Annotated in this window: 18 protein-coding genes and 2 pseudogenes; 9 read left to right on the top strand and 11 right to left on the bottom strand. The window is 62.4% G+C overall.

The annotated features are described in order from the left end of the window. The first annotated feature begins 131 nt into the window (after positions 1-131). From paoA to paoC, 3 genes are read left to right on the top strand one after another with little or no spacing between them, the layout of a single operon-like run. Positions 132-767: an aldehyde dehydrogenase iron-sulfur subunit PaoA gene (gene paoA / locus NGM99_RS06840; protein ID WP_252817395.1), complete on the top strand. Its 636-nt coding sequence runs from the start codon at positions 132-134 to the stop codon at positions 765-767. Further along, entirely contained in the window at positions 764-1,714 is a 951-nt protein-coding gene (locus tag NGM99_RS06845) for an FAD binding domain-containing protein (protein ID WP_252817397.1), read from the top strand. The genes paoA and NGM99_RS06845 overlap by 4 nt, the downstream gene beginning before the upstream one ends. 3 nt (positions 1,715-1,717) lie before the next feature. Continuing rightward, positions 1,718-3,964: an aldehyde oxidoreductase molybdenum-binding subunit PaoC gene (gene paoC, locus NGM99_RS06850; protein WP_252817399.1), complete on the top strand. Its 2,247-nt coding sequence runs from the start codon at positions 1,718-1,720 to the stop codon at positions 3,962-3,964. Positions 3,965-4,149: 185 nt separating this feature from the next. Here the strand turns inward: paoC and NGM99_RS21735 are convergent, their stop codons facing one another. After that, positions 4,150-4,512, bottom strand: coding sequence for a terminase gpA endonuclease subunit (locus NGM99_RS21735; protein WP_353937388.1), 363 nt, complete (start codon positions 4,510-4,512; stop codon positions 4,150-4,152). A gap of 212 nt (positions 4,513-4,724) precedes the next feature. Between NGM99_RS21735 and NGM99_RS06855 the strand changes: the two genes are divergently transcribed. Continuing rightward, on the top strand, positions 4,725-6,074 hold the full coding sequence (locus NGM99_RS06855; RefSeq protein ID WP_252817401.1) for an NAD(P)/FAD-dependent oxidoreductase: 1,350 nt from the start codon (positions 4,725-4,727) through the stop codon (positions 6,072-6,074). A 42-nt stretch (positions 6,075-6,116) separates the two neighbouring features. Here NGM99_RS06855 and NGM99_RS06860 read toward each other — a convergent pair whose 3' ends face one another. Genes NGM99_RS06860 through NGM99_RS06880 form a run of 5 tightly spaced genes read right to left on the bottom strand, consistent with a single transcriptional unit; the run spans position 6,117 to position 10,844 of the window. Next, positions 6,117-6,878 carry an SDR family NAD(P)-dependent oxidoreductase gene (locus tag NGM99_RS06860; protein ID WP_252817403.1) on the bottom strand — a complete coding sequence of 254 codons (762 nt, stop codon included), beginning with the start codon at positions 6,876-6,878 and terminating at the stop codon, positions 6,117-6,119. After that, a complete protein-coding gene (locus NGM99_RS06865) occupies positions 6,879-7,703 on the bottom strand; it encodes an ABC transporter permease (protein WP_252817404.1) in 825 nt (274 codons plus the stop codon). It abuts the gene before it with no gap. Then, on the bottom strand, positions 7,703-8,569 hold the full coding sequence (locus NGM99_RS06870; RefSeq protein WP_252817405.1) for an ABC transporter permease: 867 nt from the start codon (positions 8,567-8,569) through the stop codon (positions 7,703-7,705). The genes NGM99_RS06865 and NGM99_RS06870 overlap by 1 nt, the downstream gene beginning before the upstream one ends. Positions 8,570-8,576: 7 nt before the next feature. Beyond that, a complete protein-coding gene (locus NGM99_RS06875) occupies positions 8,577-9,728 on the bottom strand; it encodes a polyamine ABC transporter substrate-binding protein (protein WP_252817406.1) in 1,152 nt (383 codons plus the stop codon). Between the two features lie 39 nt (positions 9,729-9,767). Further along, a complete protein-coding gene (locus NGM99_RS06880) occupies positions 9,768-10,844 on the bottom strand; it encodes an ABC transporter ATP-binding protein (protein WP_252817407.1) in 1,077 nt (358 codons plus the stop codon). A 128-nt stretch (positions 10,845-10,972) separates the two neighbouring features. Here NGM99_RS06880 and NGM99_RS06885 point away from each other — a divergent pair, with 128 nt between their 5' ends. From NGM99_RS06885 to NGM99_RS06900, 5 genes and pseudogenes are all read left to right on the top strand, one after another. Then, positions 10,973-11,773 carry a helix-turn-helix transcriptional regulator gene (locus NGM99_RS06885; RefSeq protein WP_435371403.1) on the top strand — a complete coding sequence of 267 codons (801 nt, stop codon included), beginning with the start codon at positions 10,973-10,975 and terminating at the stop codon, positions 11,771-11,773. A gap of 526 nt (positions 11,774-12,299) precedes the next feature. Beyond that, positions 12,300-12,728, top strand: a pseudogene (locus NGM99_RS21905) (ATP-binding cassette domain-containing protein); the annotation flags it as partial. A gap of 327 nt (positions 12,729-13,055) precedes the next feature. Beyond that, positions 13,056-13,745 (top strand): annotated as a pseudogene (locus NGM99_RS21910) (ATP-binding cassette domain-containing protein); the annotation flags it as partial. A 35-nt stretch (positions 13,746-13,780) separates the two neighbouring features. Further along, complete coding sequence (locus tag NGM99_RS06895; RefSeq protein ID WP_252817782.1) at positions 13,781-14,776, top strand: ABC transporter permease subunit; 996 nt, start codon at positions 13,781-13,783, stop codon at positions 14,774-14,776. A 77-nt stretch (positions 14,777-14,853) separates the two neighbouring features. After that, positions 14,854-15,792 (top strand): ABC transporter substrate-binding protein, encoded by a 939-nt coding sequence (locus NGM99_RS06900; protein ID WP_252817408.1) that lies wholly within the window; start codon positions 14,854-14,856, stop codon positions 15,790-15,792. Between the two features lie 698 nt (positions 15,793-16,490). Here NGM99_RS06900 and NGM99_RS06905 read toward each other — a convergent pair. From NGM99_RS06905 to NGM99_RS06925, 5 genes are read right to left on the bottom strand one after another with little or no spacing between them, the layout of a single operon-like run. Beyond that, a complete protein-coding gene (locus NGM99_RS06905; RefSeq protein ID WP_252817409.1) occupies positions 16,491-16,838 on the bottom strand; it encodes a cupin domain-containing protein in 348 nt (115 codons plus the stop codon). A gap of 4 nt (positions 16,839-16,842) precedes the next feature. Beyond that, positions 16,843-17,604: a 2-dehydro-3-deoxy-D-gluconate 5-dehydrogenase KduD gene (gene kduD / locus NGM99_RS06910; protein ID WP_252817410.1), complete on the bottom strand. Its 762-nt coding sequence runs from the start codon at positions 17,602-17,604 to the stop codon at positions 16,843-16,845. Next, positions 17,601-18,473: a 5-dehydro-4-deoxy-D-glucuronate isomerase gene (kduI, locus tag NGM99_RS06915; RefSeq protein ID WP_252817411.1), complete on the bottom strand. Its 873-nt coding sequence runs from the start codon at positions 18,471-18,473 to the stop codon at positions 17,601-17,603. The genes kduD and kduI overlap by 4 nt, the downstream gene beginning before the upstream one ends. Then, positions 18,470-19,204 (bottom strand): ATP-binding cassette domain-containing protein, encoded by a 735-nt coding sequence (locus tag NGM99_RS06920; protein WP_252817412.1) that lies wholly within the window; start codon positions 19,202-19,204, stop codon positions 18,470-18,472. The genes kduI and NGM99_RS06920 overlap by 4 nt, the downstream gene beginning before the upstream one ends. Continuing rightward, positions 19,204-20,229, bottom strand: a complete 1,026-nt coding sequence (locus NGM99_RS06925) for an ABC transporter permease (RefSeq protein ID WP_252817413.1) — start codon at positions 20,227-20,229, stop codon at positions 19,204-19,206. Before NGM99_RS06925 ends, NGM99_RS06920 begins: the two co-directional genes overlap by 1 nt. Between the last annotated feature and the right edge of the window lie 17 nt (positions 20,230-20,246).

Below are 20,246 nucleotides of genomic sequence, written 5' to 3' on the forward strand. Positions count from 1 at the left end.
TCGTCCCGCACTCGCGCGTTACCCTATTTCGGTAATAGCGGTCCTGCGGCTTCACGCATGATTGGCACCGGTCTCAATCAAGCAAGGGCGCGCCTTGGCGCGTCCCAGCCAGACAAGGACGATCCGTCTTGATGCAATCTCCCGGACAACTCGAACTCAACCGGCGCGACCTGCTCGTCAGCACGGCCGCAACCGTCGCCGTTTCCGCGGTGCCCGCAGCCGCCCAAGCCCAGAACTCGACAGGAGAAACCGTGCAGACCACGCGCATCAAACTAAGCGTCAATGGTAAGCCGCGCGAGTTGGAAGTCGACACACGCACCACGCTGCTCGACGCGCTGCGCGAACACATGCAACTGACGGGCACCAAGAAAGGCTGTGATCACGGTCAGTGCGGCGCCTGCACGGTTCTGGTCGATGGCCGGCGCATCAACTCATGCCTGACATTGGCCTGGATGCATGAGAACGAGGAGGTCACCACGATCGAGGGCCTTGGTACCCCAGAAACCCTGCATCCGATGCAGGCGGCCTTTGTGTCGCATGACGGCTACCAATGTGGCTACTGCACCCCGGGGCAAATCTGCTCGGCGATAGCCGTGCTCGATGAGATCAAGGCGGGCATACCGAGCCATGTCAGCGGCGACATCACAGCTGCGCCCGAGGCCACGGCATTGGAGATGCGGGAACGGATGAGCGGAAACATCTGCCGCTGCGGTGCCTATTCCAACATCGTCGATGCCATGACCGATGTCGCCGGGAGGCAGGCATGAAAAGCTTCTCTTTCGAACGTGCTCAGTCTCCGGCGGACGCAGCAGCCGCTGCCGCGCGCCAACCCGACGCCAAGTTCATAGCAGGCGGCACCAATCTTCTCGATTTGATGAAGCTCGAGATTGAGGTGCCGACGCACCTGATCGATGTGAACGGACTTGCACTCGACCGCATCGAGGACACGGAACAGGGCGGCATCCGGATCGGTGCGCTGATGCGCAACACCGATCTGGCTGCGCATGAACGCGTGCGGAGCGACTACGGGCTCCTGTCCCGCGCACTCCTCGCAGGCGCCTCGGGCCAGTTGCGCAACAAAGCGACGACCGCTGGCAACCTGCTTCAGCGCACGCGATGCCCTTACTTCTACGACACCAACATGGCCTGCAACAAACGGCAGCCCGGCTCAGGCTGCTCGGCCATCGGCGGCTTCACGCGCCAGCTCGCCGTGGTGGGCGTCAGCGATGCCTGCATCGCCACCAATCCAAGCGACATGAATGTGGCCCTGCGTGCTTTGGATGCGACGGTCGAGACGGTGAAACCCGATGGCCAAACACGTGCGATCCCCATCGCCGACTTCCACAAGCTGCCCGGCGACACGCCGCATATCGAGACCGCTCTCGAACAGGGTGAATTGATCACGGCCGTGACCTTGCCCAAGCCGCTTGGTGGTAAGCACATCTACCGCAAGGTCCGGGACCGTGCGTCCTATGCCTTTGCGCTCGTTTCGGTGGGAGCCGTGATCCAACCAGACGGCACGGGGCGCTTCGCAGTAGGTGGTGTCGCGCACAAGCCGTGGCGAGTGGAGGAGGCTGAAAGCGAGCTGTCGCGCGGTGCGCCAGCCGTTTCGCAACGCCTTTTCGCGGACGCCAAGCCCACCAACGAAAACCGTTTCAAGCTGGCGTTGACCACACGAGCGCTGGCCTCAGTGGTCGAAGAGGCGAGGACCTGAGCCATGAAGTTTGACACCCCCGCCGCCACCAATCCTATCGATCAGCTCAAGGTCGTCGGACAACCGCATGACCGGATCGAAGGCCCGCTCAAGACGACGGGCACCGCGCTTTACGCCTATGAGCACAACCTGCCGAACCAGGCTTACGGCTATGTCGTGGGCGCAGGCATCGCCAAGGGCCGCATCCGCTCGATGGAAACGGCCGAGGCCAAGCGCGCACCGGGCGTAATTGCCATTGTCACGGCAGAAAACGCCGGCAAGCTCGGCATCGGTGAGAAGAACACGGCTAAGCTGCTCGGCGGACCTGAGATCCAGCACTACCATCAAGCCATTGCCCTTGTGGTGGCCGAGAGTTTCGAGCAGGCGCGTGCGGCAGCCAATCTCGTCCGTGTTGAATATCAGAGTGAGAAAGGACGCTTCAGCCTCAACGAGGAAAAGGGTCAGGGAAAGAAGCCGGAAGATGGCGAGCCCGATTCAGCCGTCGGCGATTTTCAGGCAGGGTTCGAACGTGCGGCCGTCAAGTTCGACGCGATCTATCATACGCCCGACCACTCCCATGCGATGATGGAGCCTCACGCCTCGGTCGCAGCGTGGGACGGCGATAAGTTGATGGTCTGGACATCCAACCAGATGATCAACTGGGGTGCGGACGATCTGGCCAAGACGCTGAACATCAATCGCGACAGCATACGCCTGATGTCGCCTTTCGTCGGGGGCGGGTTTGGCGGCAAGCTCTTTCTGCGCTCGGACATCGTGCTGGCAGCCCTTGGGGCAAAGGCCGCGCATCGTCCGGTGAAGGTCGCGTTGCAGCGGCCGTTGATCGCCAACAACACAACCCACCGTCCGGCCACGGTGCAGCGCATCCGCATCGGTGCGAGCCAGGACGGCAAGATCAGTGCCATCGGCCACGAGAGCTGGTCTGGCGATCTTGAAGGCGGGCAACCCGAGAACGCCGTGCAGCAGACGCGCTTCCTTTACGCAGGCGCTGACCGCATGACGCAGACCCGCCTTGCCGTGCTTGATCTGCCCGAGGGCAATGCCATGCGCGCGCCCGGTGAGGCGCCAGGGCTGATGGCGCTCGAGATCGCGATGGACGAGATGGCCGAGCGGCTCGAGATCGATCCGATCGAGTTCCGCATCCTCAACGACACGCAGGTGGTACCGGACAAGCCTTCCGCGCCTGCGGACGAAACCGACCCGCAGGCCAAGGCGGGCGAAGGCGGAAACAAGGACCTGCCATTTTCACAGCGCCAGTTGACCGAATGCTTCCGCCAAGGTGCGGAACGCTTCGGCTGGAACAAGCGCAACCCGCAGCCCGCCCAGGTTCGCGACGGACGCTGGCTTGTCGGCATCGGTGTCGCAGCGGCATTTCGCAACAACCAGACCATGGATTCCGGCGCTCGTGTGCGCCTAGCCACAGATGGCGTGGTGACGGTCGAGACGGACATGACCGATATCGGCACGGGCTCCTATACGATCATCGCGCAGACGGCGGCCGAGATGATGGGCGTGCCACTCGAAATGGTCGAGGTGCGGCTGGGCGACTCGACCTATCCGGTATCGTCCGGCTCGGGCGGTCAGTGGGGTGGCAATTCGTCGACCGCCGGCGTCTATGCCGCTTGCGTCAAGCTGCGCGAGGCTGTCGCCCAGAAGCTCGGCTTCAATGCGGACGATATCGAGTTCGCAGACAGCAAGGTGCGAGCAGGCAATCGTTCCCTGCCCCTCAAGGATGCAGCAAAGGACGGGGAGATCGTCGCCGAGGATACGCTGGAGTTCGGCGATCTCGACAAGAAGATCCACCAATCCACCTTCGGCGCACATTTCGTGGAGGTGGGCGTCGACAGCTTCACCGGTGAGACCCGCATCCGCCGCATGATGGCCGTGTGCGCGGCGGGCCGCATCCTGAATCCCAAGACTGCGCGCTCACAAGTGATCGGCGCGTTGACCATGGGTGCGGGCGCGGCCCTGATGGAGGAGTTGGCCATTGATGAACGCCATGGCTTCTTCGCCAACCACGATCTCGCCGGCTACGAAGTGCCGGTCCATGCCGATATCCCACACCAAGAGGTGGTTTTCCTCGACGAAACCGATCCGACTTCCTCACCGATGAAGGCGAAAGGCGTGGGTGAACTCGGTATCTGCGGTGTGGGTGCCGCAGTGGCGAACGCCATCTATAACGCCACGGGCGTGCGCGTACGCGAGTATCCGATCACACTCGATAAGTTGTTGCCAGAAATGCCGGACGTTTAAGGAATGAGACCCTCGCTAATGCTATCGTGCCTGCTTTGCATTTGTTAAACAACGATTACGTTTACGGGTGCCGCCACAAGTGCACATTTCCGACACATGCAAGAATCTAGTTGTATTTGGAGTATATTGCGAAGTTAGCCTGGAGATCCCAGCAACCACAATTTGTCCGCCATGGTACGAGCGGCTTAGCCTAAGGACGAATTTGGCCTGAGAGACTGCAATGCTAGCTTCAAGCTCAAATCGCGGCGTCGGAGCGAGCCACGCATTGAAAAGCTTTTGGTTTGAGCAAATCGACACGCAGCGGAAAACTTGGCGGCAGAATCGAGTGCCTCGTTGCGTTTGCCTGATGGCAAGCCCAATTCACGGACAGGCCTGCCTTTGACCATTCGCACCTGCACGACTTCAGCAACCAGCTGCGCCACGTAGCTTACCGTGACGCTCAAGCAAGGGCAGATGCACATACCCGGAATGGCTAGCGTGGTCTGGCTGAGGCGCGTGGGATGATGGTTCTGTCCGCTCCGCTTGCTGAGGTTGTCTGGGTGGCTCATTCTTTATGCTTGGCCCGTCGATCTGCATCCGGGCATAGAGCGTGTCCTTGGCCGTATCGATGCCGATACCACGGCATCGCAGACCTTAAGCGGATCACTTGATTGTCCGCGATCCCGACGGCTATCGATAAGGCGCCATACCGGCTCGGCCGACCACCAGACACAATGCCATTCTTGCTTTGGCGCCTTTCAGTTCGGAAACAGCGATCTTCGTGACCATCACTTTCCCTTTCTCTGACACTTACCCCGCCCGGTTCCAGTCGCCGCTGCCTGAAGCAGCGGACGTCGTGATCGTGGGCGGCGGCGTTATCGGGATTATGACGGCGCTGTTTCTGCGGCGCCGCAATATCTCCGTCACGGTTCTGGAGAAAGGCCGCGTTGCAGCGGAACAGTCCTCACGCAACTGGGGCTGGATTCGTCAGCAGGGTCGGGACGCGGATGAACTGCCGATCGTGATCGAAGCGCGCCGCCTCTGGCAGCAACTGGCCGAGGAATGCGGCGAGGATATCGGGCTCACGCAGTCGGGCGTCGCCTATCTCGCACGGACAGACAAGGAAATGAGCGCCTATGCCGACTTCATGGTGGTTGCCGGCGCCCATGGCGTTGATACGCGGCTGCTTTCCTCGCAGGATGTGGCAGACCTGATACCGGCCATGTCGCGGCGCTACAAAGGCGGCATGCTGACGCCGTCGGACATGCGTGCCGAGCCATGGGTTGCGGTACCGGCAATCGCCCGCATGGCCGCGCGTGAAGGTGTCACGATCATCGAACACTGCGCTGTGCGCAAACTTGACATCGCGGCAGGCCGCATCAACGGTGTCTGGACCGAAAAGGGGCGCATCTCGACCTCCTCGGTGCTTGTTGCAGGTGGTGCATGGTCGTCGCTGCTTTTGCGTGCACACGGCGTCTCGATTCCGCAGTTGAGTGTCAGGTCGACGGTTGTTGCAACCGAGCCCATGCCGGAAATCCATGTGGGGGCCGTCACCGACGGATCGATCGCGTTTCGGCGCAGGCAGGACGGCGGCTACACGCTTGCCGGCGGCGGTGCTTCAGAACTCTTCATCGGGCCGGATGCCTTCCGCCATGCATCGAAATATGTTCCTGCCCTCAGAGCCAATCCGTTCGGAACGCGCTACGGACCAGCCGCTCCGCGTGGTTATCCGGACAGCTGGCTGACATCACGCCAGTGGGACGCCGACACACAAAGCCCATTCGAGCGAATGCGGGTTCTCAATCCGACACCCAAGCCCGGGGCGGTGCGCAGTATCGGCAAGGAGTTCCGGGCGCTGTTTCCAGACTTCAAAGACGTGCGTCTCAAGGCAAGCTGGGCGGGCATGATCGACGCTATGCCGGATGTCGTGCCGATCGTCGATCGCATCGCGACGATCCCGGGCCTCTTCGTGGCGACCGGCATGAGCGGCCATGGCTTTGGCATCGGACCGGGCATCGGCCGCGTCATGGCCGACCTGATCCAGAACAACGAAGTCGGACACGATCTCAGTCGTTTCCGCTCCACCCGCTTCGCCGATGGCAGCCCGATCCGGCTCGGGCCAGCGCTCTAGGAGCGAGTTGGCCTTTGTGTCGATTGTTCGATGACTCCCCCTTCAAACGACTGTTTCACCCCCATCCGCAACGAGGATCTGACCGGTCATGTAGGAAGAGCGGTCGGAAACGAGGAAGAGAATGCATTCGGCGATCTCGTCCACCGTTCCCCAGCGCCCGAGCGGCACCTTCTCGCGCATGTAGGCTTCGATCGCGTCGCGCCCGCCCATTTGCGCGATGAATGGGTCGTTGAAGGGCGTATCCACCCAGCCCGGACAGAGCGCGTTCACGCGGATATTGAAACGGGCATAGTCGCCGGCCATCTGGCGCGTCATGGCGATCACGGCGTGCTTGGTGGTGGTATAGGCGATCATCTCGCGGTCATAGAGCACGCCCGAGCTCGATGAGGTGTTGAGGATCACGCCGCGCCCCGCGGCCTTCATGGCGGGCACCACGAGGCGGGCTGCCATGAAATGGGCGCGTACATTGAGCTGCCAGGAGCGGTCGAAGCCGGACGGATCGACGGTTTCGAGCGTGCCGGCCACCTGTGCGCCCGCATGGTTATGGAGAATGTCGATGCGCCCGAAACGAGCGAGCACGTCATCGACGAGCACTGAGAGGGCGGCATCGTCGGTGACGTCGAGGGCATGGGCCTCGGCCGAAAAGCCTTCCGCACGGATCAAAGCGGCAGCGTCTTCGCCGCCCTCCGCGTCGCGATCGATGATCACGACATGGGCACCCTCGCGCGCCATCAGCGCGGCTCCTGCCCGGCCGATGCCGGAACCGGCACCGGTCACGAGCGCCACGCGCCCCTTCAGGATCATCTACCCCTCCCCAGAGGTTCTCATTGTTTTCTCGCGCATCAGAAAGCGTGCGGCGAAGATCAGAAAAAGCGAGGCGATGAGCACCGTGGTTGCCACCGCATTGATCTCGGGTGTCACGCCGCGCCGGATCGAGGCAAAGACATAGATGGGCAGCGTCGTTTTCGAGCCGGCCACGAAGAAGGCGATGATGAAGTCGTCGAAGGAGAAGGTGAAGGCCAGCAGGAAGCCTGCCAGCACCGAGGGCATGATCTGGGGGAGCACGATCTGCCGAAAGGTGCCGAAGGGGGTGGCGTAGAGATCGTTCGAGGCTTCCACGATGTCGCGACCCAGGCTCGCGATACGGGCGCGCACGATCATGGACACCACGGCCATCGAGAACAGGCCATGGGCCGCGATGATCGAGAAATAACCCAAACCGAACTGCGGCGGCGTCGCGGTAGGCCACAGGCTGGCGAGTGCCGGATTGAGCACGGAAAAGACGGCAGCCAGTGCTACGAGCGTCGCGATACCGATCACCACGCCCGGCACGACGATGGCGGCGGCAAAGAGCCCGTCGAAGACGAGGCGCATCCTTGCGCCCATGCGCTCCATGGCGAGTGCTGCCATGGTGCCGAACACTGCGGCCAAAAGCGCGCTGGTGAAGGCGATGATCAGGCTATTCTGCAGCGCCTGAATCAGGAAGGTGTTCGAGAAGGCCTTGCCGTACCATGCGAGTGAGAAGCCGGTGAACTCGCTCGCGCTGCGCCCTGCATTGAATGAGAACAGCACGACGAGTGCAATCGGCGCATAAAGGAAGAGATAAACAAAGGAAACGAAGGCGCGCATCAGACGAGGTCCACGCGTCGCGTACCGGCAAAGCGCCAAGCGATCCGCATCGCCACCGTCAGCACCACCACGACCACCAGAACCAGTGTCACTGCGATGGCAGAGCCGAAGGGCCAGTTGCGCGACTGCAGGAAAAGGTCGACCAGCGCATTGCCGATAAAGAACACCTTGCCGCCACCGAGCAGTTGCGGGATCAGGTATTCTCCGAGGAGCAGGATGGTGACGAGCGCCACACCCGTCATGACACCCGGCAAGGAAAGCGGCAGCGTGATGCCGAGAAAGGTCGAAACGGGCCTTGCCCCGAGATCGGCAGAGGCGTCGAGCAGGCGCCGATCAAGCTTCTCGAGGCTGACATAGATCGGCATGATCATCAGAGGCAGGTAGCCGTAGACGATGCCGACGAGCACCGCGCCCGGCGTGTTGAGCATGCGCAAGTCGGGCAGGCCGATCGTGCTCAGGAGGTTCGGCAGGCCGCGCGAACCCAGGATATACATCCACGCATAGGTGCGCACGAGGAGGCTCGTCCAGAACGGCACGACGATCAGCGAGACCAGAACCAGCCGATGGCGCGGCGCGGCTTTGACCGCGAGATAATAGGCGACGGGATACGCGACCAGCAGGCACAGGAGGGCGCCTGCTGGTGCGAGCATCAGCGTGTTGCCGAAGGCCGCCGCTCGCGCAGGCAGGTTCAGGAACTGCTCGAAGGTGAAGCCGGGCAGATAGCCGCCCTCGGGCGCACGGCGTCCGAAGGCGAAGACCAGCATGGCGACGAAGGGCAGAACCAGAAAGACGAGCATCCACAGCGCGGCAGGCGCCGCGAGCGCTGCCGTCACAAACCGATGTCTCGTTCCCGCACGCGTCGCCATGGTTGGATCAGGCCGCCTTGAAACGCGCCATCACTTCGGCACGGGCCGGGTCGGTCAGCGTCACCGCGGCACCGAATTCGAGCGGAGTCAGCGCGGCCTCGTCCGGGTAGACGATCTTGTTGCTGGTGACTTCGGTCGGAAGAAGAGCGAGCACCCGGCTGTCGGTGGTCGGCGCGCCATTGGCGATGTGTTCCTTGACGGCGTTTTCAGGCGTCATCAGGAAATCGAGCAGCGCATAGCCGGCGGCCTTGTTCGCCGCGCTCGACGGGATGGCGTAGAAATCCGACCAGATCTCGCCGCCATCCTTGCCCAGCACGAAGGCGATCTCGGGCATGTCGCGGTTGAGCTGTGCGCCGTCATTGGTCCAGCACATGGTCATCCAGGCGTCGGTTGCGCGCATGGCCGGCTGGTAGTCGCTGTTGATGGCGAAGAGATGCGGCTTGACCTTGACCAGCAGCTCCTCGGCCTTGGCGAGTTCGGCCGGATCGACCGAGTTGAACTTGTAGCCGAGCGATACCAGCGCGCTGCCGATGGTGGTCAGCTGATAGTCGTGAACCATGGCCCGACCATCGGCTTCCGTCTGTGCCAGCTCGAAGAAATCCTTCCAGCTCGTCACGGGCGTCTTCAGCTTGTCCGTATTGATCGCCATGCCCGTGGTGCCCCAGTTCTTCGGCACGGCATAGGTCTGGCCGTCGATCACGCCTTCCTGCGTGAAGCGGGCGGTTTCGGTCTTGGCGCTGTAGTTGGGCAGCTTGGACAGGTCGAGCGGGTCGATCAGCTTCAGCTTGGCATAGGTCGAGATCGTATAGTTGGTCGGCACGAACAGGTCCCAGCCCGTGCCGCCGGCCTGAAGCTTGGCGAGCATCTCCTCGTTCGAGCCGAACACGTTGACTTCGACCGCAACCCCGGTCTTGGCGGTGAAGGCCTCAAAGCTCGCCGGATCGTGGTAGTTCGGCCATGTCGCGAGCGACATCTGGGAGCCGAGGTCCTGTGCGTGTGCTTCGAGGGAGAAAGAGCCAGTGCGGCCCAACACGGCGGTGGCAAGGCCAAGGCCCGTCACGCCCAGAAAATGGCGGCGCGAAACGGAGCCGCGTTTGAGCCGCATGAATTGCGCCGTCAGGGCCTCTGCGCTGATGGGCTTTTCCGGAAGCTTCGACATGGTGGTTCCCCTTTTTTGTTGTCGGACTTGTTCGGCAGGTCAGGCTGGAAAAACGAGCAGGCTCTCCGGCTTGAAGCTGAGATTGACGCGCTCGCCGGGCTCGGCCGGGTCACGGGCGGCACTGCGGTCGGCGGTGACAAGCATTTCGCCTAACCCGTCGATCGCCACCGCATACTCCACAGCGTTGCCGAGAAAGATGCGATGCGTGACGGTGCCGCCGAGCGCGTCCATTCGCTCCGAACACTCACCCCGGTCGAGCCGGATGGCTTCGGGGCGCAGAACGGCCGTCACAGCTCCGGGCGTCTGTGCAACAACAGGCAGAGCCCGGCCATCGCCCAAGCGCAGGGTCGTGCCGCCTGCTTCGACCGTGCCGGAAAGGCGATTGGTCTTGCCCACGAAATCCGCGACGAACAGGGTCCGCGGCCGGTCGTAGACTTCCTGCGGCGGGGCCATCTGCACGATCTGGCCGGCATTCATGACGCAGACATAGTCGCTCATGGAAAGCGCCTCCTCCTGGTCATGTGTCACGAGAAGGAAGGTGATGCCGAGTTCGCGCTGCAGGCTTTGCAGTTCGATCTGCATGGCCGTGCGCAGCTTGCGGTCGAGCGCCGCGAGCGGTTCGTCGAGAAGCAGCACAGCGGGGCGGTTGACGATGGCGCGCGCCAGCGCCACCCGCTGCTGCTGACCGCCCGACATCTCGTGGACGCGCCGTTTGGCGAAGCCGCCGAGACGCACGAGTTCGAGTGCCTGCGCGGTGCGCTTCGCCACTTCGCGGCGTTCGATGCGCGGCCGCCGCTGGCGCAGGCCGTAGGACACGTTGGCTTCCACATCGAGATGGGGGAAGAGCGCGTAATGCTGGAACACCATGTTTACGGGCCGGCGATAGGGCGGCACGCCGTTCATGGGCTGGCCATCGATCAGCACCGTGCCCTCGCTCGGTTGCTCGAAGCCGCCGATCATGCGCAAACAGGTGGTCTTGCCGCAACCGGATGGACCGAGCAGTGCCACGAAGGCACCCTTGGGCACGGCCACGTCGATGCCGGACACCGCCAGAACTTCGCCATAGCGCTTGCTGACCGAGCGGAACTCGATGTCGTTCACGGCGGCGGCCGTCACGCTTCCCGCATCCTCATTGCCCCCGCTTCTGTTCCGCTCAACGGACGAAGCCTACCGAAAGGGGATACTCGCGGTATATACCCCAAGAGGGGTATTTTTCTCGTTATCGGCTCCTGCAAGGTATAGGCATGATCCAACGAAGCGGCCTGCTCAACGTGATTGTGCCTTTGCTGGCGAAGGAGGCGCTGCCTGATGCAGCAGTGGGTGCCGCGTTTGGTGAAGCCATGGCGGCGCTCGCACGCTTCGATTTTACTGTGGTCTTCGCTTATCGAGGCCAGGAGCGGCCGATCGATCTCTTTTCGAACTTCGAGCCTTCCGATTACGAGATTTTCGTGTCGCGCTATCAGGCCGGGGCCTACCTGCTCGACCCGTTCTTTCACGCCGCGCGGCAGCCGATATCCGGCGTGTTTCGCATGCGCGAATTGGCACCCGACCGCTTCTTTTCGAGCGAGTATTTCCGCACCTACTATTCGGAAACGAGGCTAGCCGAGGAGATCGGCTTTTTCGTGCCGGCCGAAAACGGCATCACGGTCGTGCTTTCACTGATGCGCAAGCACAGCACGCATGTCTTTCCCGCTCGCGAGTTCGCTCTCCTGAAGGACGCAGAGCCTTTCGCGGCAGCGCTCGTCAAACGTTTCTGGTCCGATCTCGACCCGCGCTTCGATGCAGCTCACGCAGAACGGAGGCGCAAAGCATCGCCGATCGACGCGCAGCGAGGTGTGTGGCAGCGCTTGGGGCTGACGACACGCGAGGCCGCCATTGTCGAACTGGTGCTGCAGGGGCACTCGTCGGAGGCGGTCGGCGAAAGGCTGGGCATCGCGACAGGAACCGTGAAGGTCCATCGCCGAAACGTCTACCGAAAGCTTGGCATCGCCTCGCAGACCCAATTGCTCTCGCTTTACCTCAAGACGATTCAAGCCGCGGCTTAAGGCTCGGCTCCTTGAGTTCAGCCCCTTGCACTTGGCAATCGATCTTTCCGATCGGTCCGAGCAGATCCTCTGCGAAGTGCATGCGCAAAGTCCTAGGATCGATGCCGAAAACAGTCGCGATCCAATCTGGGAGCTGGATAACGGAACATGACCAGTCGCTTGGTTGCCGCCTATCCTGTTCCGAAAAGCTCGCGATCAGCATTCCAGCCCAAAACGCCCAAACCTGCGAGTTTCGCTCGCGGGACGGAAGCTGTGGGTGGGCGGCTGGTTTCAGATGGTAGATGATGTCCAACTGTGTTCCAGACGTGCGCGGAGGAATCACTCCCGCGAAGCTGCAACTGTTGATGAGGCATCAGGACCGTGTTGCATTCGTTTCGATGCGAGATAGTAGAAGGCATCGCGCTCAACAGGCGCTGGCTTGAGAGCGAAAGAGGATAGCGTGACGATCCCGACGACCTCCGCCCCCGCGCTTGAAATGCGCCATATCAGCAAGACGTTCGGCCCGGTTCGCGCCCTCAATGACGTCTCGCTCACGGTCTATCCTGGCGAGGTCCACGCGCTGATGGGCGAGAATGGCGCGGGCAAGTCGACGCTGATGAAGGTCTTGTCGGGCGCCTACTCGCCCGACAGCGGCGGCGAGATCCTGATCGAGGGCAAGCCGGCCTCCACGGGTGATCCCATCAAGGCGCGCGCGAATGGCGTGGCGGTGATCTATCAGGAACTGTCGCTCGCGCCCAACCTGTCGGTTGCCCAGAACATCTTTCTCGGCAACGAGCCGCGCCACTTCGGCATCGTGGATCGAGCCGCGATGGTTCGGAATTCCGAAGGCATCCTGAAGCGGCTCGGTGTTTCGTTCGGCCCACGCACGCTCGTGGAAGGGCTGTCGCTCGGCGAGCGGCAGATGGTGGAGATCGCACGCGCGCTTTCCACCAATGCCCGCATCATCGTGATGGACGAGCCGACCACCTCGCTGTCCTCGCGCGAAACCGACCGGCTGTTCGAGGTGATTGCGAACCTCAAGAGCCAGAACATCGCGATCATCTACATCTCTCACCGCATGGAAGAGATTTACCAGCTCGCCGACCGCGTCAGCGTTTTGCGCGACAGCGGCTATGTGGGCACGCTTTCGCGCGAAGAATTGAACGCACCGCGCCTCGTTTCCATGATGGTCGGCCGTGACCTGTCCTCGTTCTACAAGAAGGACCACAAGGCGCCCGTGGGCGAGCGGACTGTGGCTCTGAGCGTCCGCAACATGTCGGACGGCGACTTCCTGCAGAACTGTTCCTTCGACCTCTACAAGGGTGAAGTGGTGGCGCTGGCAGGTCTCGTCGGCTCGGGCCGAACGGAACTGGCACGCCTCATATTCGGCGCCGACAGGAAGCGCACGGGAACGGTCGAACTCGACGGCAAGCCGCTCGCGGTCAACTCGCCACGCGAGGCACTCCAGGCGGGCATCGCCTACCTCACCGAGGACCGCAAGCAGCTCGGTTTGTTTCTCGATATGTCGATCGCCGACAACATCAATATCGGCGTGATCGGCGAGGACGCCAAAGCCGGCGGCATTCGCGACTTCGGGATGGCGCGCAAGCGTGCCGACAAGGCAGTGTCCGATCTTTCCATCCGCACCAAGTCGATCAGCACCACTGTCGGCTCCCTCTCGGGTGGCAATCAGCAGAAGGTGCTTCTCGCGCGTCTGCTCGAGACCAAGCCGAAGGTCGTCATTCTCGACGAACCGACGCGTGGCGTGGATGTCGGCGCAAAGTCGGAAATCTACCGCCTCATCGATAGTCTCGCCTCGCAAGGCATCGGCATTTTGATGATCTCGAGCGAACTACCCGAGGTGACCGGCGTCGCCGACCGTGTGCTCGTGATGCGTGATGGCCATATCGCTGGCGAGGTTCGTGCGGCCCCCGGCCAGCCCGCTGCGCAGGAAGATATCATGGAACTCGCCACAGGAGCCGCGGCACGATGAGCGTGAACGACCCCAACACCACGCCTGCCTCCAACATGGCTGGAGCCGCGCCGGTGGCGGCGACGTCTGCGAAGCCTGCGACTAGCGCGCGCTGGCGGACGCTCGTCTCCGCGCTTGGCATGCTGCCGATCCTGGTTCTGCTCGCCATCGGCTTCTACTTCATCAATCCGCGCTTTCTGACAGACACCAATCTGCTGATCGTCATGCAGCAGGCTTCGATCAATCTGGTGCTTGCCGCCGGCATGACCTTCGTCATCCTGACCGGCGGCATCGACCTGTCCGTCGGCTCGATTCTGGCGGCCTCGGCCATGGTCGCGGTGATCGTGTCTCTGTTTCCCGACTGGGGCCTGCTCGGCGTGCCTGCGGCGATCCTGGTCGGCCTCGGCTTCGGCGTCATCAATGGCCTGCTCGTCGCCTATGTCAAACTGCCGCCCTTCATCGTCACGCTCGGCTCGCTGACGGCCGTGCGCGGCATTGCGCGTCTGCTCGGCAATGATACGACGGTGTTCAATGCGGATCTGCCGTTTGAGGCGATCGGCAATGGCTCGCTCTTCGGCGTGCCATGGCTCGTGATCATCGCGCTGTCGGTGATCGTGATCTCCTGGTTCGTTCTGAAGCGCACCGTGCTCGGCACCTGGATCTACGCCGTCGGCGGCAATGCCGAGGCCGCGCGCCTGACAGGCATCAAGGTCTCGCTCGTGTTGCTCTTCGTTTACGGCGTGTCGGGCCTGCTCGCAGGTCTGGGCGGCGCCATGTCGGCCGCGCGGCTTTATGCGGCGAACGGTCTGCAGTTGGGCACGAGCTACGAACTCGATGCCATCGCGGCGGTGATCTTGGGCGGCACCAGCTTCGTGGGCGGCGTCGGTTCGATCTGGGGCACGCTGGTGGGTGGCCTGATCATCGCCGTTCTGTCCAACGGCCTGATCCTCGCGGGCGTGTCCGACATCTGGCAGTATATCATCAAGGGCCTCGTCATCATCGTGGCCGTGGCGCTCGACCGCTACCGTGCGCAGGGCACCGCGCGGACATAAGGCCCAAAGGAGCTCCGGCGATGTGCCGGGAGAAAACGGCTTCCAGCAGAAGCGGAAGCCTCAACAGGAGGAATACAATGAAGAAGCTTTCCGCGCTGCTCTGCGGCGCAGCCCTTGCGGCGCTGGTCGCGGCTCCCGCCTCGGCCAAGGATCTCGAAAAGGTCGGCATCTCGGTCGGCCTGCTCGGCAACCCGTTCTTCGTCGCCACCATCAAGGGCATCGAGGACGCTGCCAAGAAGATCAATCCGAACGTGCAGGTCACCTCCGTTTCCGCCGACTACGACCTCAACAAGCAGGTCTCCCAGGTGGACAGCTTCATCGCGGCCGGCGTGGACGTGATCATGCTCAACGCCGTCGACGCCAAGGCGATCGCGCCCGCGGTGAAGAAGGCCCAGGCTGCCGGCATCGTGGTGGCTGCCTTTGACGTGTCCGCACCCGGCGCCGACGTCACGGTCATGACCAACAACGTCAAGGCCGGCGAGGAAGCCTGCAAGTATCTGGTCGACCAGACCGGTGGCAAAGGCGATTACGTAATCATCAACGGCCCGGCTTCGTCGTCGATCCTCGACCGCGTGCAGGGCTGCAAGAACGTGCTCAGCCAGCATCCCGACATCAAGATCCTGTCGGACGACCAGAACGCCGAAGGCTCACGTGACGGCGGCCTGAAGGTGTTCCAGTCCCTGCTCACCCGCTTCGACAAGATCGATGCCGTGTTCGCCATCAACGACCCGACGGCGATCGGCGCGCAGCTTGCCGCCAAGCAGCTGAACCGCAACGAGTTCATCATCACCGCAGTCGACGGCGCACCGGATATCGAGAAGGAATTCTCGTCAGGCAACTCCATGATCAAGGCCTCGGCCTCGCAGGATCCTTATGTGATGGCTGGTCAGGCCCTGACCATGGCTGCCGACGTGCTTGCCGGCAAGAAGCCTGCCGAGCCGACCGTGCTGCTCGACCCCAAGCTGATCACCGCCGAGAATGTCGGCGAGTATAAAGGTTGGACCGCAGCCCGCTAACTGCTGGCATCGAATAGGATACGGCCGGGCTCAACCCGGCCGTTTTCCGTTCCGAAAAGGTAAAACACCACAGCTGAAACGCGAGGTGTAAATGAGGTGTTCAATTAAAGGCTCGCTACCGTCTTCTAACGCCTAACCTCTTCACTCCGCCCTGCCTGCTCGCTGCGTCACCCGTCCCATGGGGCTCTGCCCCTTCGGCGGCATCATCCCCGAACCCCGGCACGACCGGCCGTGCCTACCACGGATGGAGTGGTACGACAGACGCGGAACTGGGACTTGAGCTTATGGCCGCCTCACTGTTTCAGACAGGTGCGTCGCCGTCCTGTTTATTGTCTACTGGCGACAGACTTGTCTCACGCTGTTGATACCAAGTCGCTCGGCCGGTTCCCAACGCTTCCCATGGCCTCGAGGGATGTAGAGCTCTGCCTCATAGCATGCGCGATTACAGCGGCCTGATGCACTCCTCTTTTGTTCTTGTCGCGCTCCATAGCTTTCACACTTGATCTCTTTGAAAAGCTTGAGTCGTTCCAGCCGCGTCAGATCGAATGCTCCGATCGTGCGAAGCTTGAGCTGACCCCGCTCAGCCATTCCAACCCTGAGAAGATGGGCGCACCCTTGTGCTGAGATCGTTCGCCGCCGTGGTTCAGAGGTCAAGCGCGTAAGCAGGGTGGAAAAGACCCTTTCTCGAATTAGCAGGCTCAGCGGTCGGTTAGGAAATCCACGCGGGCTGGCGTGAAGCTATCGATCAGACGGCCTTTCTCCATGGCTTTGACGCCATGCTCCAATCCTGAGGGCACGATGAAACAGTCGCCTGCGTTCAATCGCTCCGTTTGCCCGTCGATAGTGACATCGAATGCGCCTTCGGCGACAAAGCTCGACTGCACGTGCGGGTGCGAGTGCTTCCAGCCTACGCCGCCTTTCTCGAAGGTGAACTCCACCATCATCAACTCTGCGGTATGAACGAGCACGCGGCGCCGGTTGTTGTCCGGTGTGGCTTCCCACACGCCCTCGTCGGCACGCATGAAGATGTCGGTGTTCTGGGTCATTACATTACCTCGCCAGCCAGCCGCCGTCGGCCGGTATCACCGCACCGTTCACATAGCCCGATGCGGGCGCCAACAGAAATACAACCACATTGCCGATATCGTCCGGCTGGCCCCAACGTCCCGCCGGAATGCGCGATAGAATGGCGGCATTGCGTTCGGGATCGGCGCGCAGCGCCTCGGTGTTGTTCGAGGAAACATAACCCGGCGCCACGGCATTCACATTGATGTTCCGGCTCGCCCATTCATTGGCGAGGATTCTCGTGAGGCCAAGAACCCCATGTTTGGAAGCCGTGTAGGACGCAACGCGGATACCGCCCTGAAACGACAGAAGCGAGGCGATGTTGACGATGCGGCCCGGCCGGTTCTCGGCCATCGCATGGCGTGCAAAGGCCTGCGAAAGCAGGAATGTGGCCTTGAGGTTGAGATCGAGCACATCGTCCCAGTCGGCTTCGCTCAGCTCCACCGAGTCGGCGCGACGGATGATACCGGCATTGTTGACCAATCCATCGAGCGGCCCAAGACTTTGCCATATCTCGCCGATCAGGTTTTTAGCGGCGGCATCGGCCAGATCGCATGCGGCGGAGACGATCCTGCCACCCGCAGAAGCGACCATCCGCTCGGTTTCGGCCATCGACGAGCGGCCGAACGCCACCACCGCGCCGCCAGCCCGCGCGATCGCCACGGCGATCGCCTGACCGATGCCGGTATTCGCACCCGTCACCGCGATGCGTTTGTTTTCGAGGCTGAACGCGGAGAGACCGCTCACCGCATGGCTCCGAGCGGCACTGGATCGACATCTGTGTAATCGACATTGTCGCCGGCCATCGCCCAGATGAAGGCGTAGTTTGAAGTGCCGCAGCCGGAATGGATCGACCAGGGCGGCGACAGAACGGCCTCCTCGTTGGCCATCACGATGTGCCGCGTCTCGTGTGGCTCGCCCATGAAGTGGAACACGCGTGCGCTGTCGGGCAGATCGAAATAGAGATAGGCCTCCATGCGCCGGTCGTGCAGATGCGCGGGGATCGTGTTCCACACCGAGCCCTTGGCGAGCTGCGTCATGCCGACCACGAGCTGGCAGGTCTCGATAGCCGAGGTGAACTGGAAGATGGACCGCTCGTTGGAGGTTTCCTGCGCGCCGAGGTCCAGCCGCTTGGCGTCCGCGACTGTCATCAGACGCGTCGGGCAGGCTTGGTGCGCGGGAGCGGAAAGCAGGTAGAACCGGGCGGGCTCGTTCGCATTGTCCGAACCGAAGGAAACCCTCTCACCCCGGCCGACATAGATCATGTCGCGCGGTCCAAGGCGGTGCTGCTCGTTGCCCGCCGTCACGGTTCCGGGCGCGCCGATATTTACCGCAACCAATTCCCGCCTGTCGAGGAAGGACGAGGTGCCGGCCGTCTTGACGGCTTCGAGCGACAGAGTTTCGCCCAAGGGCACCGCGCCACCGACCACCATGCGGTCGTAATGGGAATAAACGAGGTTCACGCGGCCGGGCTCGAAGAGCTGTCCCAAGTGAAAATGCTGACGCAGGTCTTCCGTACCCATCGCGGCCGCGGCCGCGGGCGCCACCGCATGGCGCGATGTAGTGAGCTGATGCGCGCAGGCTTCGCCTTTGATGTCGCGTTCGGGCTTGTTCATGTCAGCACCACATATTCCGTCAGTTGGCTGATACTCGTGTCGGCCTTGGCGACATCGAAGACCTTGGTGCCGTGGCTCATGATCACGAACCGATCGCAGACCTGGTAGGCATGGTAGAGATTGTGCGTCACGAGCACGCTCGACACGTTCTCAGCCTTGAGCTTGAGTACCTGGTTGAGCAGCGCTTCGGTTTCGCGCACGGAAAGCGCGGAGGTCGGCTCGTCGAGCATCAGGATGCGCCGCTTGAAGAACACGGCGCGCGCAATCGCCACCGCCTGCTTCTGGCCGCCCGACAACTCGCCCACCAGCATGTCAGGCGAGTCGATGCCAGAGATATGTACGGCGCTTTTGAGCACCTGCATCGCGATCTCGCGCATCTCGGCAAGTTTCAGCATGCCAGCGTGCGTGCAAAGCTCCCGGCCCATGAAGATGTTGCGCGTGATCGAGAGCGAATCCACGAGCGCCGTGTTCTGGTAGATCGTCTCGATGCCGGCTTCGGCGGAGTCGGTGCGACAGGAGAACAGCGTTTGCTTGCCATCGACGAAAAGATGCCCGCCGCTCGGCTTGTGGATCCCTGAGATCAGGTTCACCGCCGTCGATTTTCCCGCTCCATTGTCGCCGAGTAGCCCGATCACCTCCCCTTCATTGACGTGAAAGCTCAGGTCGCGGAGTGCCGTGAGCGCTCCGAAGCGCTTGGTGATGTTATGGAGTTCGAGGATCGGCATATGCATCAGCCCCGTCCCTTCCGCTCAATCATGCTGTTGAAGGCGGCGGCCCCGACGATGAGCACAGCGATGAACATGTCGAGATAGAATCCCGGGGCACGCATCAGCAGAAGCACGTTGGTGATGGTGTGGATCAGCATGCCGCCCAGGAAGATGCCGAGCACCGAACCGCGCCCGCCGGTCAGCGACAGGCCGCCGATCACGCAGGCCGCGATGGCCTGCAATTCGAGCCCCGTGCCCTGCCCCGGCTGGACACTGCCGACCCGCACGGTCGCCAGAATGCCGGCGAACGCCGCCATGCCGCCGGCAATCGCAAAGGCGGTCATCTTCACGCGGTTCACATCGATGCCGATGGCGGTCGCAGCCGCACGGTTGCCACCGGTCGCAAAGACGTGGTTGCCGAAGCGGTGACGGTGGAGCAACAAGTAAAAGGCGAGGCTGAGTGCAAGGAACCACCAGAAGGCGGCGTTGATGCCGAGAAACGTGCCGCCGAACAGGCCTTGGAAAGCCGGTCCCGGATCGAAGCGCACCTGCACCGCGCCATTATAAAGAAGCACCGCGCCTCGCCAGAAAAGCAGGCCGCCGAGCGTGACGATAAAGGAGGGGAGTGCTGCCCGCAGCGTGATGAAGCCGTGGAGCAGACCGATCGCGACCCCGATCAGCACCGCCAAGGGTGCCGCCAAAAACGGGCTCATTCCGCTGCCGACCTGCACCGCCATGACGATGGCGGTGAGCGCATAGACGGAGCCCACCGACAGGTCGAACTCGCCTGCGATCATCAGCACGCCGACGCCCAGCGCCATGCAGCCCAGAACCGGCACGGCCTTCATCAGGATCGTGAGGTTCTGTGAGGACAGGTAGCGGAACTCGTCGGGGGCGATCAGCGCGTAAGCGATGCACAGGACCTGAATCAGGATGAAGGCGACGAGGATGGCGCCCGCCGGCGCGCCGATCAGGCGCATCAGGGGTGATTGTCTTCGCAGGCGGCCATGCGGCGCCGTCGCCTGCACGAGCATGGGTGCAGCGGTCATGGTATTTCGAACCTCGG

This window comes from Mesorhizobium liriopis, assembly GCF_024053505.1.
Taxonomy (GTDB): domain Bacteria; phylum Pseudomonadota; class Alphaproteobacteria; order Rhizobiales; family Rhizobiaceae; genus Mesorhizobium_B; species Mesorhizobium_B liriopis.